We start from the raw sequence: 15,745 nt of genomic DNA, 5'->3' as shown, positions 1-15,745 counted from the left end.
AACCCGCCGGGCGGCCGGGGCCGCCGGGGAGCCCGGGGTCCTACGCTGGGCGTGCACGTCCGACCGCCTTCGACAAGGAGCCCCGTGTCCACTCCCGCCGCCGACCCGTCCCGCACCGTCCTGCTGCTCAACGGGCCCAACCTCAACCTGCTCGGCACCCGCGACCCCGGCCAGTACGGCACCACCACCCTCGCCGAGGTCGAGGCCCGGGTCGCCGCGCTCGGCAGGGAGCTGGGCGTGGAGGTGGTCTGCGCGCAGAGCAACGGCGAGGGGGAGATGGTCGACCGGCTGCACGCCGCCCGCGGCTGGGCCGGCGTGGTCATGAACCCCGGCGCGTACGCCCACTACAGCATCGCCCTGCGCGACGCCGTCGACGCCATCGAGGCGCCCGTGGTGGAGGTGCACATCTCCAACGTGTACGCCCGCGAGGGGTTCCGGCACACCTCGGTCACCGCCCCGGTGGCCGCCGGGTACATCGCCGGCTGCGGGGTGCCCGGCTACGAGCTGGCGCTGCGCGCGGTCCTGGGCCGGGCGGCCGAACGCGGCACCCTGGGCTGAGGCCCGCGCGCGTCCGCGCGCCCTCCGGTACCGACCGGTCGGTTTCCATGGGGCGCACGGACGCGCGGCACACCCGCCTCAGCGGAAGGTCGTCAGCGCCGCCCCGGCCCGCTCCAGGTGCGCGTGGTCGTTGAACGACAGCAGCCGGGTGCCGCCGCGCCCGTGCACCACCTTGGTGAGCGACCCGTTCACCACGATCCGGTTCAGCTCCAGGAACCCGTGCGCCGGGGTCCGCAGCAGCGCCGCGCACACCGCCGCGACCACCCCCGCCGACGTGAACACCAGGGCCGTCTCGCCCCGGCCCAGTCCGGCGACCGTGTCCTCCAGCGCCGCCCGCACCCCGCCGCGGAACGCCTCCCAGCTGCCCGGCCCGTCGCCCCCGGCGGCCATCCACGCCGACAGCCCGGCGTCCAACCGCTCCTGGAGGGTGCCCTCGGCGACGGGGTGCCGGGCCAGCAGCCCCAGGTGGTCGTACTCGTTCCAGCGCTCGTCGACCGTCGGCACGGCGTCGATCCCGGCCTCGGCCAGGGCGGTCGCCGCGGTCTGGCGCTGCCTGCGCAGCGACCCCGAGAAGACGGGGCCCGGGCGCAGCCCGCGTCGCTCGAGCTCGGCGCCCAGCAGCCGCGCCTGCTCGTATCCGGTGGGACTCAGCTCGTCGTAGTCCTCCGCCTCCGGCGATGCCTTGCCGTGGCGGATGAGGTAGATGCTCGGCATCGCCCCAGAGTACGAGTGCGGCCCGCGGCCGCGGCGCCCGGGGGCGGGCCGGGGGCGGGCCGGGGCGCACCGAGGGCGGGAACGCGGAGGGGCCGGGGACCGGCGGTCCCCGGCCCCTCCACGGGGCGTCCGTCAGGGCCGGTACGCGGCGGCCCCGGAGAACTCGGCGATGGACCCACCCGCGGAGATGGACTCCCGCGCCGGGATCTCGGCGTCCTCCTTGGCCTTGAGCAGGGCGCCCAGGCCCACCGCCTCCTCCGGCGCCAGGAACGCCACGCCGTCGGAGTCGGCGAACACCACGTCCCCCGGGCGCACGACCGCGCCGGCGATGCTCACGGGGACGTTGATCGCACCCTCGATCCCGGCGATGCGGGTGGTCAGGGGGCTGTAGCCGCGGGAGAGGACGGGCAGGTCGTAGGCGAGGGTCTCGTCGTGGTCGTTGACCGAGCCGTCGATGACCGCGCCGACCGCGCCGCGGGCCTTGGCGGTGTAGGACACCAGGCCGCCGAAGCACGACCGCGCGAGGTCGCCGGACTGGTCGACGACGAGCACGTCGCCGGGCCGCAGCATGTCCGCGGCCATGTGGACGGCCGTGGAGTCCAGGTGCGGGATGCGCACCGTGACGGCCGTGCCGACGAACTTCAGCGGGCGCCGGTTGGGCGTCAGCCCCAGGGCGAAGCCGTGGTCGCGCAGGTGGCCGAGGGTGGAGACGCACACCTGGGACAGCTCGGAGACGATGGACGCGTCGATCTGCCGCGGCATGTCGTTGACGGTGAACAAGTCGGGTCCTTTCCGGTCGGTGGGGCGCGTGCCTACTGCGCGCTGGAGAGGTAGGGGATGAAGGTGGTGATCTCGGGGACGAGGATGAGGATGGCCACGACGACGACGTCGGCGACGATGAAGGGCACGATGCCGCGGAAGATCCGCCCCAGCCCGGCCTCGGGCACGGCGCCGGAGTACACGAAGGCGTTCATGCCGACCGGCGGCGTGATGAGCGCCATCTCGGCCACCTTCACGATGAGCACGCCCAGCCAGATGCCGTCGAACCCGTAGCCGACCAGGATCGGGTGCAGCAGCGGCCCCGCGATGAGGATCATGGAGATCCCGTCGAGGAACATGCCCAGCGGCAGCAGCACCAGCAGGCACAGCACCAGGACCAGGTAGGGGGGCAGGTCCGCGGCCAGGACCGCGTTCACCACCGCGGTGCTCGCCCCGGACAGGGCGAGGAAGTAGGTGAACACCCCGGCGCCGACCATGAGCAGGAACGTCATGGCGGTCAGCCCGACGGCCTCGGTCACCGACTCCTTCACCACGCGCATCCACCGGGGCGGGCGGGTGCGCAGGAGCAGGATGACGAACGCCGACACGGCGCCGAACGAGGCGGCCTCGGTGGCGGTGGCCACGCCCAGGTAGATCGTGCCGATGGACACGGCGAAGATGACCACCAGGAAGCCGAAGCCGACCAGGTCCAGGGGCGGGGGGCGGTTCCCCTCGGGGCCGGTCGCGGGCGCGGCGTCCGTGTCCGGGCCGTCCGCGGCCGCCGCGGGGGAGCCCGCGGAGCCGGGCGCCGCGGCCCCGACCTTCTCGCGTTCCGCGGCGCGCGCTGCCCGGCGGCGCTTGCCGACCGCGACGAGCAGCATGATGGTGACCGCGTAGACGAGGATCGTCAGCAGGCCCGGGCCGATGCCCGCCAGCAGCAGCTGCCCGATGTTCTCCTCGGTCACCACGCCGTACAGCACCAGCACGATCGACGGCGGGATGAGCACGCCGAGCGTGCCCCCGGCGCAGACGACGCCCGCGGCCAGGCGCAGGCCGTGCCCGGCCTTGACGATGGCGTCGGTGGACACCCGCGCCATGGTGGCCACGGTGGCGACGCTGGAGCCCGTGACGGCGGCGAAGAGCCCCGACCCGGACAGCGACGCCAGCGCGGTGCCGCCCGGCAGGCGGCGCAGCACCCGGGAGGCGAGGTCGAACCCCGCCTGGGCGAGCCGGGCGTGCACGGCGAACACGCCCATGAGGATGAACAGCGGGATGATGGTCAGCGAGTAGTCGGCGGCCGTGGAGTAGGGCTGGTTGGCCACCGTGCTGACCGCGGCGTCGGTGCTGCGCATGAGCACGATGCCGAGCAGGCCCGCCAGCATGAGCGAGAGCCCGACGTGGAGCCTGATCGCGAGCAGTCCCAGGAAGACCGCGACCACCGCGAGCAGGATCAGGAGCGTTCCTCCGGTCATCGTCCGACCTCCTCGTCGTGGCGGGCCGCGGACACCGGTTCCGGGGCGGTGTCCGCGGCCTCGGGGACGCCCGCCGCCTCGACCAGGTCCGCCACCGCGTCCCCGGAGGCCTCGCCGGACAGGCGGGCCCGGAGTTCGAGCACCTCCCGCCAGACGGCCGCCGCGAAGAACAGCAGGAAGGACACGAAGAGGACGAGCTTGGCCGGCCAGGTCGCCAGGCGCAGGATGTCGTTGGTGGTCTCGCTGCGGTCGACGGCGCTGAACAGCACCTCGGCCAGGCCCCAGACCATCAGCCCGCCGATGACCAGCAGCAGGAGGGCGCGCAGGCCCGACAGGACCGTCCGGGTGCGCTCGCCCAGGCGCGCCTCGATCAGGCCCACGGAGACGTGCCTGCCGTCGATCTCGGCGGCGGCCAGTCCCAGAAAGGCGACCATCACCAGGAGCAGCGTGGAGATGTCGACGGTGCCCAGGATCGAACGGCCCAGGGCGTTGCGGCTCACCACGTCGGCCACGGTCAGCAGCATCAGGGCGAGCAGCAGCAGGCCCGCGGCGAGGCCGAGGGCGGTCGACACGGCGGTGAGGGGCCGCGGCGGACGGAGCCGGTTCATGCGTCCTCCCCTTCCATGCAGGCGATCAGCGGGTCGGCGTAGTCGGAGGACGCGGTCTCCTCGGCGATGATCCGCCGGTAGTCGTCCAGGACCGACCGGGCGTCGTAGCCGCGCTCCTCGTAGCGGGCGACCCAGGTCTCGGCGGCGTCCACCTCGTCGCGCAGCTCGGCCACCTGGTCCTCGGGCAGCGAGGAGAACCGCGCCCCGGACTCCTTCAGCTCCGTGCAGGCGGTCCCGCCCAGGGCGTCCATCTCCTCCAGGCCGTGGGAGATCCCCCAGGAGGAGGCCTCCGTCAGGGCGTCGCGGTACTCCTGCGGCATGGACTGGAAGAGCTCCTCGTTGATGACCACGATCGAGGACGAGTACGCCCCGATCCCGGGGTCCATGACGTACGGGGTGCTCGTGGACAGGCCGAAGGTGGGCAGGTTGGCGATGGCCAGCGAGGTGTAGCCGTCCACCACGCCCCGGGACATGGACTCGTAGATGTCGTTGGCCGTCATGGCGACCGGGTTGGCCCCGGCGGCGAGCATGACCTCGGAGGTCAGGCCGCCCGCCCGGACGCTCCGGCCGCGCAGGTCGTCCAGGTCGTCCGCCTCCTCCTGGAGCCCCACCGCGGCGATGCCCAGCGGCAGGGGGAAGAGCAGGCGCACGCCCTGGCGGTCGAAGTCCTCCCGGTAGACCTCGTTCTCCTCGTAGAGGCGCTCGATGGCGGTCATCTGCACCTCGGGGTTCTTGGTCTCGAACGGGAGCTCGATGACGGTGAACATGGACAGGTCCGAGGCTGCGTAGATGGAGCCGACCTGGGCCATGTCGGCGCGGCCGTCCAGGGTGGCCTGCACCGACTCGTCCGCGCCCACCAGGCTCTGCGAGTAGTGGAAGCGGACGGTGACGCCGCCGCCGGTCGCCTCCTCGACCTCCTCGGCCCACCGCTGGATGGCGCGGGACTGGTCGGAGGTGGAGTTGGAGTACGTCGTGTAGTGCAGGACGTAGGTGCCGTCGGTGCCGGGGGTGCCGGAGCACGCGGTCGCGGTGAGCGCCAGGGCCGCGCCGGCGGCGGCCCACCGGAGCCGCCGCCGGACCCTGTTCGGGGTGTGGGATCCGAATGCCTTCATGGCGTCACTTCGCTGGTGTCACGCGGTAGCGCCGCAGGGACAGGGCGGGGTTGGCCTTGCGGACCGCGTCGAGGCGCGACCGCTCCAGGACGGCCGTCCCGACGCCGGGGGCCTCGCCGAGCGAGGCCAGGGCGATGCCCATGGGGTCCACGACCGCGCTGTTGCCCGAGCCGGTCGGGCCGCTCTGGTCGGCGGCGAGGACGTAGACGGTGTTCTCGATCGCCCGGGCGCGCAGCAGGGTGTTCCAGTGGTACTCCTTGAGCGGGCCGGGGACCCACTCGGCGGGCAGGGCGACGACGTCCGCGCCGGCGTCCACCAGGGTCCGGGTGGTCTCCGGGAAGCGCAGGTCGTAGCAGGTCTGCATGCCCACCGTGAACCCGTCGACCTCCAGCAGCTCGGGCGCGGCCGGGTCGGCGGCCAGGACGCGGTCGGACTCCTTGTAGCCGAAGGCGTCGTAGAGGTGCACCTTGCGGTAGACGGCGCGGACCTCGCCCTCGCCCAGGGCGACGAGGGTGTTGTGGATGCGGCCCCGCCCGGCGGTCTCGTTGACGCCGGCGATGGCGAAGACGCCGAGTTCGGCGGTCAGCTTCCGGAGCCGGGACACGGTGGGGCCGTCCAGGGGCTCGGCGCTGTCGACGAAGCGGTCGTCCATGGCGGGGGCGGTGTACACCGCGTACTCGGGGAGGACGACCAGGCGTGCGCCGCGGGCGGCGGCCTCGCGCAGGAGGCGTTCGATCTCGGCCAGGTTCGCGCCCTTGTCCTCGGTGGGGGCGAACTGGGCGACGGCGACGTTCAGGGTCATCAACGGCTCCTCAGGTCGTTCTCGATGGTGCGCAGGGCGTCGATCGCCCCGGTGAATCCGGCGAACATGGCGCCGTACTGCATGGTGGTCACGATGGTCGCGGCCCCCTCCTCCACGGCCAGGCGCTGCTCCGCCGGGCTCCAGGCGGGCAGGACCCAGGGCTTCCCGGCGGCGCGGGCGGCCCGGGCCAGGTGCCGCAGGTCGTCCAGGTCGGCCTCGGTGACCCCGTAGGCGCCGCGGTCGCGGCGCAGGGAGAGGTCGGAGGGGCCGATGAAGATGCCGTCGACGACGGGCAGCTCCAGGATGGCCTCGATGTCGGCGAACGCCGAGGCGTCCTCGATCATCGGGTAGCAGCGCGTCCCCCGGTCCTGCCGCGTCACCCACTCGTCGGTGAAGCCACGGTAGCCGGAGGTCCTCCCACCTGCGAAGGAGCGGTCCCCCAGAGGGGGAAACTTGGCGTACCCGCAGACCCGGGCGGCGTGCTCCACCGACTCCACGTGGGGGATCGCCACCGCGGTCGCCCCGAAGTCCAGGGCCTGCTGGATCGGGCCGCGCTCGGGCCCCAGGACCTTGGCGATGACGTCCATGCCCTTGGCCCGGATGAACGGGATGAGGGAGTCCAGGGCCGCCAGGTCGAACAGGCCGTGCTCGATGTCGAGGACGACGGTGCCGAATCCGGCCAGGTGGGCCATCTCCACGGCCGCCGTCGAGGGCTCCGTCAACCAGACGGCGTGCCTCTTGTCTCCTTGCGCGCTCACACTGCTCCTTGCCGAACGACTGTGATCCACAGCATGAAATCCTGTGCTGTGGACAACATGTATACATGGTGCATCCACCGAGTGCAAAGGTAGGGTGGGAAGGTGGAAGAACAAGCGAACAGCGGAAACCCCGGCACCGTAAGGCGTTCCGCGCGCGAACGCGCCTACGAATGGATCGGCGAGGCCATCCTTTCGGGAAGGTACGCCGAGGGGCAGTTCCTCGACGAGGTGGCGCTGGCCGGCGAGGTCGGCACCTCGCGCACTCCCGTGCGCGAGGCCCTCCACCGGCTTCAGGCCGAGAGCTTCGTGGAGCTGGTCCCGCGCCGCGGCGCGCAGGTCCGTGTCGTCACCTCCACCGAGATGAAGGAGATCTACCAGGCCCGTTTCGTCATCGAGTCGCACGCCGCGACGGAGATCTGCCGGCACCGGCGCGGGGCCCCCGCCGACGCCCGCGGGCTGATCGAGGCGATGGAGGCCGCCGGGCGCGAACGCGACTGGAACACGATGGCCCGCCTCGACCAGGCCTTCCACGGCTCGATCGTCCGCCACCGCGGCAACGCCGTCCTCGCCGAGATGTACGAGGCGATGCGCCCCCGGCAGGTGCGCCTGTCGGTGCGGACCATCACCGAGGCCCCCGAGCGCCTGGACACCATCGAGCGCGAGCACCGGATGATCGCCGACCGGCTGGCCGAGCACGACGGCGAGGCTGCCGTGGCCGTCCTCGCCACGCACCTGCGCGAGGTCCCCGAGGTCGTGCGGGCCTTCCCCGGCTGACGGCCCCGCCCGCGGCGGGGGACACGCCCCGGACCCCACCCGGCAGCTCGCGGGCGCGCGGCCCGATCCCGCGACACGGCCCCGCGGCGTGCCCGCGAACGGCCCGGCTCAGGGGACCGGGCGGCCGGCCGCCCGGTAGTCCCGGGGCGGCGCGCCCAGCAGGGCGGAGAAGGCCGCCGAGAACGCCGCCGGGCTGCCGTACCCCAGGTCCGCGGCCACCCGGGCGACGGGCTCGCCCCGGTCCAGCGCGGGCAGCGAGCGCAGCACACAGGCGCGCCGCCGCCACCGCGCGAACCCCATGCCGGTCTCGGCCCGGAACAGCCGGTGCAGCGTCCGCTCGCCCACGTGCAGCCGCGCCGCCCACCGCGCGGGCGGGTCGTGCACGTCGGGAGCCTCCAGGAACTCCTCGCACAGGGCCCGCAGCCCCTCGTGGACCGGCAGCGGCAGGTCCAGCGGCAGCGGGACCAGCCGCCGCAGCTCGTGCAGCAGCAGCCCGACCAGCGCCCCGTCCCGCCCCCGCCCGTCGTAGTGCGGCTCGATGTCCACCGCCTCCGACACCAGGGCGCGCAGCAGCGGCGACACCTCCACCACCTGGCAGCGCTCGGGGAACCAGGGGACCGCGGCCTGCTCCAGGTACAGGCTCCGGGTGCTCACGCCCTCCATCGTCACCTCGTGGGCGGTCCCGGCCGGGACGAGCACGGCGCGCTGCGGCGGCACCGTCCACGCGCCGTCCCCGGTGCGCACCCGCATCACCCCGGTGGCGCCGTACAGGAACTGGGCCCGGCGGTGCCGGTGCCGGGCCAGCACGAACCCGGGCGGGTAGTCCGTGCCGATCGCCAGGACCGGCCGGTCGATGTCCTCCACCTCGGAGACGGGGATGTTGCGCACGGCACCGGACCCTACCGGTCCGGCCCGCCGTGTCCGTTCGGCGATCGTTCCTGTCGCTTCACCGAATGCGCGCCACCCGCCCCGCCCGTACCGTGGAGCGGGTGCTCACCTCCTTCCTCCTGCTCCTGGCCCTGGGCTGCCTGAGCGGCCTCACCACCGTGGCCTTCGGTTTCGGCGGCGGCTTCGTGACCGTCCCGGTCGTCTACGCCGTCACGGCGGCCCGGGGCGGCCCGGAGGCGGACGCCATGGCCGTGGCCGTGGCGACCTCCACTGCCGTCATGGTCGTCAACTCCTCGGTCGCCACCTGGGCCCAGTACCGGGCCGGGCGGCTGCGCCGCGAACACCTGTGGCCGCTGGCCGCCTACATCGGCCTGGGCAGCGCGGCCGGGGCGTGGGCCGCCACGCTGGCCGGGGGCGAGGTCCAGCACGTGCTCTTCATCGCCTACCTGGTGGTGACCATCGCCGACAGCCTGCTGCGCAGGGGTTTCCTCGCCCGCCCCGCGGGGGAGGCGCCGCGGACCCCCGGCCGCGCGTCCACCCCGGTGGTCGGGGCGGGCATCGGCGCGGTGACCGGCTTCCTGGGGGTGGGCGGCAGCGTCATGACCGTCCCGCTGCTGCGCCGCCGCGGGCTGCCCATGCTGGAGGCCACCGCCATGGCCAACCCGCTCAGCCTGCCCGTCGCCCTGGCCGGGACCGCGGTCTACGTGCTGCTGGGCAGCGGCGGGGCGGGGGCCGGGTACGCCGGGTCGGTCGACCTGGTCGCCGCGGGGCTGCTGCTGGCCGGTTCGCTGCCCGCCATCGCGGTGGCCCGCCGCCACGTGGGCCGGGTCCCGGACCGCGTGCACGCCGTCGCCTTCGTGGTCCTGCTCGTGCTCGCCCTGGTGGCCGTGCTCCTGGTCTGAGGCGGGCCCTCAGCCCCCGGCGGCGTCCAGCACCTCGAACCCGAACCCGGCGGCCCGCAGCCGCCCGATCAGGGCGTCGCCCATGGCCGTCGCCGGGGTCACCTGGCCGCAGGTCGCGGGCAGGTCGTCGTACAGCAGGCACAGCGCCGACTCCGCGAGCATGACCGAGGTCCCCGCGTACCCGGGCTCGGGACCCGACACCCGCGTGTACACCCGGTGCCCGCCGCCCCGGCCCGCGAAGTGCACCGTGAACCAGCCCGCGGCCAGCTGCTCGGGGGTGGGGCCCTCGCCGGGGGCGCGCAGCGCCAGCAGCCGCTCGCGCAGCGGGGGCACCCGCGCCGCCGCGAGCAGCCCGCCCACGCCCGCGACCGCCGCGGCCGCACTGGCCGGGCGCAGGAACGCCGCGTAGTGCCCGTAGGAGAAGTCCGGCCCGTACCGCTCCGACGCGGCCGCCGACCGCACCACCACCTGTGGGTCCAGGGACGGCATCGGCAGCGTCCACCCCCGGGCCAGGCGGGTGCGCGGCACGCCCCGCCGGTCCACGCGCACCCGCCGCCCGGCGGGCGGCTCCTCCTGCAGGCGCCGCTCCCGGGCCGCCGCCAGGGTGCGGCCGGGGTCGGCGAACGCGCCCAGCAGCGAATGGAGGGTCCCCCCGGACGGGGTGCCCTTGGCCCGCACGAACCCCTCGACGTGCAGCGGCACGCCCTCGGGCAGCCGCTGCACGGTGAACAGGGCGCCCAGGTCGTGCGGGACGGAGTCGAACCCGCAGGCGTGCACGATCCGCGCCCCGCTCTCCACGGCGGCGGCGTGGTGCTCGACGTACATGCGGTCGACGAACTCCGGCTCCCCGCACAGGTCCAGGTAGTCGGTGCCCTCCGCGGCGCAGGCCGCGACCAGGGGCGCGCCGTGGACGGAGTAGGGGCCGACGGTGGAGACGACCGCCCGCGCCGACGCGGCCATGGCGCGCACGGATCCCGCGTCGTTCGCGTCGGCCACCAGCAGGTCGGGCGGCGGGGTCCCGGGGGCCTGCGCGGCCAGGCGCTCGCGCAGCGCGGCGAGCCTGTCCCGGTCGCGCCCGGCCAGCGCCCACCGCGTCCGGGCGGGCAGGTGCGCGGACAGGTATCCGGCGGTCAGCGCGCCGGTGTACCCGGTCGCGCCGAACAGGACGAGGTCGTGGTCGCGTTCCACCGTGACTCCCCGGGATCGGTCGGCTGCGCCGCCCAGTCTGGCAGCGGGCGCCCGGGCCCGCCGCACCGGCCCGCCCGAACCCGTGCGGCGGCGCCCGGCGGGCCCGGGGCCCGGCTCAGACGAGTCCGGCCAGGAGCGGGATCTGCTCGGGGTCGGACAGGGCGGAGCCGACCGCCACCATGCGCGCTCCGGCGCCGAGGTACTCCCGCGCGTTGTGCGCGTCCATACCGCCGGTGGCCACGATCCGCACGTCGGGGAAGGGCCCGCGCATGGCGCGGAACCACTCGGTGCCCAGCGCCGTCGCGGGGAAGGCCTTCACCCAGCGCCCTCCCGCCCGCAGCACGCCCTGCACGTCGGTCGGCGTGGCCACGCCGGGCAGGTGGGGCATGCCCGACCCCTCCGACGCGGCCATGACCTCGGCGTCGAAGCCCGGCGCGACGGTGAACGCGGCCCCGGCGCGGGCCACGGCGCGCACCTGGTCGGGGGTGATCACCGTGCCGGCCCCCACGGGGTGGCCGAGTTCGGCCCCGGCCCGGACGGTCGCGCGCAGCGCCTCCAGGCCGGCCTCGTCGCGCGCGGGCACCTCGATCGCGGTGACCCCCAGCTCCCACGCCCGCCGGGCCAGCGCGACCGTGGTCTCCACCGGCATGCCCCGCAGGATCGCCAGCACGCGGTGCCCCTCGAACAGGCCGTCCAGGCCCTCGTCACTCATCTGCTCCTCCTCCCGCGGCGGCCGCGGCCGCCGCAGCGCGCTCGGTCCACCGCTCGTCGGGGACCGCCAAGAGTTCGTCCACCAGCCGTGCCGGGGGAGGGGCGGCCAGGTCGCCCGCCACCCGCAGGACGCGCCCGGCGCACAGGTGCCCCAGGCGCAGGCGCCCCCGGGCGTCGAGGCCCCGCAGGCCCCCCGCCAGGTACCCGGCGGCGAACGCGTCGCCCGCGCCGACCGGCTCGACCACCTCCACCGGCGGCGCCGGCACGTACACCTCGCGGTCGCCCTCGAATTCGGTGGCGCCGTTCCCCGCGTCCTTGACCACCAGCCGGGGCGGTTCGGGCAGCAGGTCGCGCACGTCGCGGGCGGTGGGGGTGCCCCACAGCGCCTCGGCCTCGTCCCGGCCGACGAAGATGGTGTCGGCGAGGCGGGCCAGGGCCAGGAGGCGGGGGGCCGCCTCGCCGGGGCCCCACAGCCGCGGCCGGTGGTTCACGTCGAAGCTCACCGTCAGCGCGGGGTCGGACAGCAGGCTCTCGGCGAGGGCGTCGCACCCCGGGGAGAGCGCCGGGGTCACCCCCGACAGGTGCACCGCCCCCGCGGCCCGCACCAGCGGGTGCCCGGCGTCCTCCGGGCCGAGCGCCGACCCGGCCGACCCGGCCCGGTAGTAGTGGACGGTGCTCCCCGTCGGCGCCGCGTCCTTGGCGAACAGGCCCGTGGGGCGGTCGGGGTCGACCCGCACGCCGGACACGTCGACGCCCCGCTCCCGCAGGCCCTCCACGACGATCCGCCCGAAGGGGTCGTCGCCCACCCCGCCCAGCCAGGCGGCGCGGTGCCCGAGGGCGGCCAGGCCGCACGCGACGTTGGACTCGGCGCCCGCGACGCCCATGGACAGCAGCGGGGACCGGTCCAGGGGGAGCGGCTCGGCCGCGGTGAGCAGCAGCATGGTCTCACCGACACAGGTGATCTGCGGTGTCACGGGTTCCCTCCGAAAGCGCGGGCCGGCGGTGCGGGGACGTCGGCGGGGACCGAGAAGACGGCGCCGTCGCCGGGGCCGGGGCGGGCGAGGCCGGTCGAGGCGGAGGTGACGAACAGCCTCGGCTCGGGGGCCTCGACGACGCACACGCTCGTGGGCTGGGAGGCGGGCAGCTCGACCACGCGCTCCAGGGCCCCGTCGGGGTCGTAGCGGTGGACCCGCCCGGCGCCCCACACCGCGACCCACAGGTGCCCCTCGGCGTCGACCTGCATCCCGTCCGGGCTCCCGTGGTCCGTACGGGCGAAGACCGTACGCGGTCCGGGCTCGCCGTCCGCGGACACGTCGTAGGCGTCGATGCGGCCCGCGGCGCTGTCGGCCAGGTACATGCGGGTCCCGTCGGGGGTGAACGCGGGCCCGTTGGGCACGGTGTAGCCCTCCAGGACCCGGGTGACCCGGCCGCCGGGGTCGGCGCGGTAGAGCGACCCGGCGCCGGCGGTGCCGTCGTAGGCCATCGACCCGGCCCAGAACCGGCCGTGCGGGTCACAGCAGCCGTCGTTCATCCGCATCGGGGTGGCCGCGCCGTCCTCGGGGCGGGCCAGCCACTGTGCCACGCGGCCCCCGGACAGCAGCGCCACGCCGGTGCCCGCCGCAGCGACGTACGCGCCCGGCCGGTCCCGGACGGGCGCCACCGCGCCCAGCGGGACGTCCAGGGCGGCGACCGTCCCGGCGGGTCCGGGCTCCCGGGGGTCCAGCCGCAGGAGCCGGCCGGTGAGGATGTCCACCATCAGCAGGTCGGGGCCGTGCAGGCGCAGCCCCTCGCCCAGTTCGAAGCGGTCCGCGCTCCACGGTTCGACCGTCATGTGCTCCGCCCCCCTCACCATTCCGCGAAGGAGCCGTCGGCGTGGCTCCACACCGGGGGACGCCACCGGTGGCCGGTGCGGTCCGCCCGCCGCACGGCGTCCTCGTCCACCTCCACGCCCAGGCCGGGGGCCTCGGTGCGGTGGATGTGCCCGTCCGGGAACGCGAAGACGCCGGCGTCCAGGACGTAGTCGAGCAGTTCGGCGTCCCGGTTGTAGTGGATGCCCATGCTCTGCTCCTGGATGAGGAAGTTGGGCGTGGCGAAGGCGACCTGAAGGCTGGCGGCCAGGGCCAGCGGCCCCAGCGGGCAGTGCGGGGCCAGCAGCGCGTCGTAGGTCTCGGCCAGGGAGGCGATCCGGCGCACCTCGGAGATCCCGCCCGCGTGGGAGAGGTCGGGCTGGGCGACCGCGATGCCCGCCTGGAGCGCGGGCAGGAACTCGCTCCGGCCGAACAGCCGCTCGCCGGTGGCGATCGGCACCGGGCTGCTGCGCACCACGTCGGCGAGCAGGTGCCCGTACTCGGGCAGCACCGGCTCCTCGGCGAACATCGGGCGCAGCGGCTCCAGCAGGGGCAGGACGCGGCGGGCGGTGGCGGCGTTGAACCGGCCGTGGAAGTCCACGGCCACGTCCCGGTCCGGGCCCAGCACCTCGCGCACCCCGGCCAGCCGCTCGACGATGCCGTCGATCTCCCGGACTGTGGCGGAGCGGCCCACGATCCCGGCCGCGTTCATCTTGACGGCGGTCAGCCCCGACTCCACGCGCTCGGCGACGGCGTCGGCCAGCTCGGCCGGGTCGTCCCCGCCGACCCAGCCGTACACGCGGACCCTGTCGCGGACCGGGCCGCCCAGCAGCCGGTGCACGGGGACGCCCAGGCTCTTGCCCGCGATGTCCCACAGCGCCTGGTCCAGCCCCGCGACGGCGCTGGAGAGCACCGGGCCGCCGCGGTAGAACGCCGCCTTGGTGAGGCGCTGCCAGTGGTGCTCGATGGGGCGGGGGTCCTGGCCCAGCAGGAGGTCGGACAGCTCCCCGACGGCGGCCCGCACGGTCTCGGCCCGCCCCTCCACCACGGGTTCGCCCCAGCCGACGACCCCCTCGTCGGTCTCCACCCGGCACATCAGCCACCGGGGCGGGACCAGGAAGGTCTCGATACGGGTGATCTTCACTGCGGTCTCTCCAGATCGTCTTCGTGCGCGTCGTCCTCGGTGACGCGGAGCAGGTCCTCCCGGGCCTGGGCGAGCAGGGAGCGCATGGCGGCCTCGGCCGCGGCGGGGTCCCCGGCGGCCACGGCGTCGGTGACGGCGCCGTGGCTGGGCACCGGGTCCTTGTGGGCGCCCCCGTGCACCAGGCGGTCGCGCTCGGACAGCCCCGCGGCGAAGAAGACGTCGGTGCGGGTGAACAGCTCGTTGTGCGTCGCGGCCAGCAGGGCGCGGTGCCAGCGCAGGTCGGCGCTGACGGCCTCCTCGGCCGGGCCGTCGGCGGTCAGGGCCATCTCCTCCAGGGCGGCCCGCAGCTCGGCGGTGTCGGCGTCGGTGCGGCGCACGGCGGCGAGCCGGGCGGCGGCGGGCTCCAGCGCGTCGCGCAGCTCGGCCAGGTCGCGGAAGAAGACGTCGCCGGCCCCCGCGGCGATCTGCCACCGGACCACGTCCGGGTCGAGCAGGTTCCAGTCGCCGCGGGGGCGCACGAACGTCCCCTTCTTCTGCCGAGAGCCCACCAGGCCCTTGGCCGCCAGGACCTTGATCGCCTCGCGGATCGCGGTGAGGCTCAGGTCGAGCTCGTCGCTGAGCGCGGCCAGGTCGATCGTCTCCCCCTCGCCGATCCGGCCGGAGAGCACGCGCTCCCCCAGCAACCGCACCGTCTGGCCGTGCACACCGCGCCCCGAGTAGGCCGCCATCACATCCTCCGTTCCGGGCGCCTTACGACGACGCCTTGTAGATACTCCACCCTCCGTCGACCGGCAGGCTCGCGCCGGTGACGTAGGAGGCCTCCGCGGAGGCGAGGAAGGAGATGACGGAGGCGACCTCGCCGGGGTCGCCGAAGCGGCCCGCCGCGGTCTGCTCGACGCTGGCACGACGGTCCTCCTCGCCCACCCCCTCCCAGGCGGCGGTGAGCACGGGGCCGGGCAGCACGCAGTTGACGCGCACGCGCGGCCCGTACTCCACCGCCAGCTGGCGGGTCAGGGCGGTGAGCCCGCCCTTGGTGGTGGCGTAGGCCGGACGCCCCGGGAGGCCGAACCAGGCGTGCACCGAGGAGGTGATGACGACGCTGCCGCCGCACGCGGACAGGTCCTCCAGGCAGGCGCGCACCCCCAGGAACGCGCCGGTGAGGTTGACCGAGAGCTGGCGCTCCCAGGAGGCGAGCGAGGTCTCGTGGGCGGGCGCCTGCTCGAAGGTGTACGCGTTGGAGACCAGGACCCCCACCGGCCCGAAGGCGGCGCGGGCCCGGTCCACGACCCGGGTCCAGGAGGCCTCGTCGGCCACGTCGGCCCGCAGCGCGAGGGCCCGGCCGCCGCGGGCGCGGATGCGCTCGGCGGCCTCCTCCACGGCGGGGGACAGGTCGGTCAGCACCACCGAGGCGCCCTCGGCGGCCAGGCGGGCCGCGGTGGCCTCCCCGATGCCCTGCGCCGCACCGGTCACCACGGCGGTCGCCCCCGTGTGCCTGCCGTCCGTCATGC

18 protein-coding genes are annotated in these 15,745 nt (G+C 75.2%); 3 read left to right on the top strand and 15 right to left on the bottom strand.

What is annotated here, in order from left to right; genetic code table 11:
- The first annotated feature begins 84 nt into the window (after window positions 1-84).
- Window positions 85-558 carry a type II 3-dehydroquinate dehydratase gene (gene aroQ / locus KGD84_RS20115; RefSeq protein ID WP_220561952.1) on the top strand — a complete coding sequence of 158 codons (474 nt, stop codon included), beginning with the start codon at window positions 85-87 and terminating at the stop codon, window positions 556-558.
- Window positions 559-636: 78 nt separating this feature from the next.
- Here aroQ and KGD84_RS20110 read toward each other — a convergent pair whose 3' ends face one another.
- The 7 genes from KGD84_RS20110 to KGD84_RS20080 form a co-directional block, all read right to left on the bottom strand.
- Entirely contained in the window at window positions 637-1,272 is a 636-nt protein-coding gene (locus KGD84_RS20110) for a histidine phosphatase family protein (protein WP_220561951.1), read from the bottom strand.
- A gap of 132 nt (window positions 1,273-1,404) precedes the next feature.
- A complete protein-coding gene (locus KGD84_RS20105; RefSeq protein ID WP_220561950.1) occupies window positions 1,405-2,052 on the bottom strand; it encodes an RraA family protein in 648 nt (215 codons plus the stop codon).
- A 32-nt stretch (window positions 2,053-2,084) separates the two neighbouring features.
- Complete coding sequence (locus KGD84_RS20100; protein ID WP_220561949.1) at window positions 2,085-3,503, bottom strand: TRAP transporter large permease; 1,419 nt, start codon at window positions 3,501-3,503, stop codon at window positions 2,085-2,087.
- Complete coding sequence (locus KGD84_RS20095) at window positions 3,500-4,111, bottom strand: TRAP transporter small permease subunit (protein WP_220561948.1); 612 nt, start codon at window positions 4,109-4,111, stop codon at window positions 3,500-3,502. Before KGD84_RS20095 ends, KGD84_RS20100 begins: the two co-directional genes overlap by 4 nt.
- Window positions 4,108-5,223, bottom strand: a complete 1,116-nt coding sequence (locus tag KGD84_RS20090; protein ID WP_220561947.1) for a C4-dicarboxylate TRAP transporter substrate-binding protein — start codon at window positions 5,221-5,223, stop codon at window positions 4,108-4,110. Before KGD84_RS20090 ends, KGD84_RS20095 begins: the two co-directional genes overlap by 4 nt.
- Before the next feature lie 4 nt (window positions 5,224-5,227).
- Window positions 5,228-6,025 (bottom strand): carbon-nitrogen hydrolase family protein, encoded by a 798-nt coding sequence (locus KGD84_RS20085; RefSeq protein ID WP_220561946.1) that lies wholly within the window; start codon window positions 6,023-6,025, stop codon window positions 5,228-5,230.
- Window positions 6,025-6,783 (bottom strand): HpcH/HpaI aldolase family protein, encoded by a 759-nt coding sequence (locus tag KGD84_RS20080; protein WP_220561945.1) that lies wholly within the window; start codon window positions 6,781-6,783, stop codon window positions 6,025-6,027. Before KGD84_RS20080 ends, KGD84_RS20085 begins: the two co-directional genes overlap by 1 nt.
- A gap of 102 nt (window positions 6,784-6,885) precedes the next feature.
- Here KGD84_RS20080 and KGD84_RS20075 point away from each other — a divergent pair, with 102 nt between their 5' ends.
- A complete protein-coding gene (locus KGD84_RS20075) occupies window positions 6,886-7,557 on the top strand; it encodes a GntR family transcriptional regulator (RefSeq protein ID WP_220561944.1) in 672 nt (223 codons plus the stop codon).
- Window positions 7,558-7,665: 108 nt separating this feature from the next.
- Here the strand turns inward: KGD84_RS20075 and KGD84_RS20070 are convergent, their stop codons facing one another.
- On the bottom strand, window positions 7,666-8,445 hold the full coding sequence (locus KGD84_RS20070) for an AraC family transcriptional regulator (RefSeq protein ID WP_220561943.1): 780 nt from the start codon (window positions 8,443-8,445) through the stop codon (window positions 7,666-7,668).
- Window positions 8,446-8,510: 65 nt separating this feature from the next.
- On the opposite strand from KGD84_RS20070, the gene KGD84_RS20065 reads away from it, so the two are divergent.
- Window positions 8,511-9,347, top strand: coding sequence for a sulfite exporter TauE/SafE family protein (locus KGD84_RS20065; RefSeq protein ID WP_220561942.1), 837 nt, complete (start codon window positions 8,511-8,513; stop codon window positions 9,345-9,347).
- Between the two features lie 9 nt (window positions 9,348-9,356).
- On the opposite strand, the gene KGD84_RS20060 is transcribed toward KGD84_RS20065, so the two are convergent.
- The 7 genes from KGD84_RS20060 to KGD84_RS20030 form a co-directional block, all read right to left on the bottom strand.
- The gene (locus KGD84_RS20060; protein ID WP_220561941.1) at window positions 9,357-10,535 is read right to left on the bottom strand and encodes a saccharopine dehydrogenase family protein; all 1,179 of its coding nucleotides are present in this window, start codon (window positions 10,533-10,535) and stop codon (window positions 9,357-9,359) included.
- 115 nt (window positions 10,536-10,650) lie between these two features.
- Window positions 10,651-11,247 carry a bifunctional 4-hydroxy-2-oxoglutarate aldolase/2-dehydro-3-deoxy-phosphogluconate aldolase gene (locus tag KGD84_RS20055; protein WP_220561940.1) on the bottom strand — a complete coding sequence of 199 codons (597 nt, stop codon included), beginning with the start codon at window positions 11,245-11,247 and terminating at the stop codon, window positions 10,651-10,653.
- The gene (locus KGD84_RS20050) at window positions 11,240-12,220 is read right to left on the bottom strand and encodes a sugar kinase (RefSeq protein ID WP_220561939.1); all 981 of its coding nucleotides are present in this window, start codon (window positions 12,218-12,220) and stop codon (window positions 11,240-11,242) included. The genes KGD84_RS20055 and KGD84_RS20050 overlap by 8 nt, the downstream gene beginning before the upstream one ends.
- A complete protein-coding gene (locus KGD84_RS20045) occupies window positions 12,217-13,077 on the bottom strand; it encodes an SMP-30/gluconolactonase/LRE family protein (RefSeq protein WP_220561938.1) in 861 nt (286 codons plus the stop codon). Before KGD84_RS20045 ends, KGD84_RS20050 begins: the two co-directional genes overlap by 4 nt.
- Before the next feature lie 14 nt (window positions 13,078-13,091).
- A complete protein-coding gene (dgoD, locus tag KGD84_RS20040; protein ID WP_220561937.1) occupies window positions 13,092-14,237 on the bottom strand; it encodes a galactonate dehydratase in 1,146 nt (381 codons plus the stop codon).
- Window positions 14,234-14,965, bottom strand: coding sequence for a FadR/GntR family transcriptional regulator (locus KGD84_RS20035; RefSeq protein WP_220561936.1), 732 nt, complete (start codon window positions 14,963-14,965; stop codon window positions 14,234-14,236). Before KGD84_RS20035 ends, dgoD begins: the two co-directional genes overlap by 4 nt.
- 22 nt (window positions 14,966-14,987) lie before the next feature.
- Window positions 14,988-15,743 carry an SDR family NAD(P)-dependent oxidoreductase gene (locus tag KGD84_RS20030; protein ID WP_220565865.1) on the bottom strand — a complete coding sequence of 252 codons (756 nt, stop codon included), beginning with the start codon at window positions 15,741-15,743 and terminating at the stop codon, window positions 14,988-14,990.
- Window positions 15,744-15,745 lie beyond the last annotated feature (2 nt).

The organism is Nocardiopsis changdeensis, from assembly GCF_018316655.1.
GTDB classification, from domain to species: Bacteria; Actinomycetota; Actinomycetes; order Streptosporangiales; family Streptosporangiaceae; genus Nocardiopsis; species Nocardiopsis changdeensis.
Note: the sequence above shows the minus strand (reverse complement) of the source record. Positions and strands in the feature narration are given on the sequence as shown.

What these genes read in the sequence shown, in the direction of transcription:
- KGD84_RS20110 (WP_220561951.1), bottom strand. Translation starts at nt 1,272, where the DNA reads ATGCCGAGCATCTACCTCATCCGCCACGGCAAGGCATCGCCGGAGGCG.
- KGD84_RS20100 (WP_220561949.1), bottom strand. Translation starts at nt 3,503, where the DNA reads ATGACCGGAGGAACGCTCCTGATCCTGCTCGCGGTGGTCGCGGTCTTC.
- KGD84_RS20095 (WP_220561948.1), bottom strand. Translation starts at nt 4,111, where the DNA reads ATGAACCGGCTCCGTCCGCCGCGGCCCCTCACCGCCGTGTCGACCGCC.
- KGD84_RS20090 (WP_220561947.1), bottom strand. Translation starts at nt 5,223, where the DNA reads ATGAAGGCATTCGGATCCCACACCCCGAACAGGGTCCGGCGGCGGCTC.
- KGD84_RS20085 (WP_220561946.1), bottom strand. Translation starts at nt 6,025, where the DNA reads ATGACCCTGAACGTCGCCGTCGCCCAGTTCGCCCCCACCGAGGACAAG.
- KGD84_RS20065 (WP_220561942.1), top strand. Translation starts at nt 8,511, where the DNA reads ATGCGCGCCACCCGCCCCGCCCGTACCGTGGAGCGGGTGCTCACCTCC.
- KGD84_RS20055 (WP_220561940.1), bottom strand. Translation starts at nt 11,247, where the DNA reads ATGAGTGACGAGGGCCTGGACGGCCTGTTCGAGGGGCACCGCGTGCTG.
- KGD84_RS20045 (WP_220561938.1), bottom strand. Translation starts at nt 13,077, where the DNA reads ATGACGGTCGAACCGTGGAGCGCGGACCGCTTCGAACTGGGCGAGGGG.
- KGD84_RS20035 (WP_220561936.1), bottom strand. Translation starts at nt 14,965, where the DNA reads ATGGCGGCCTACTCGGGGCGCGGTGTGCACGGCCAGACGGTGCGGTTG.
- KGD84_RS20030 (WP_220565865.1), bottom strand. Translation starts at nt 15,743, where the DNA reads ATGACGGACGGCAGGCACACGGGGGCGACCGCCGTGGTGACCGGTGCG.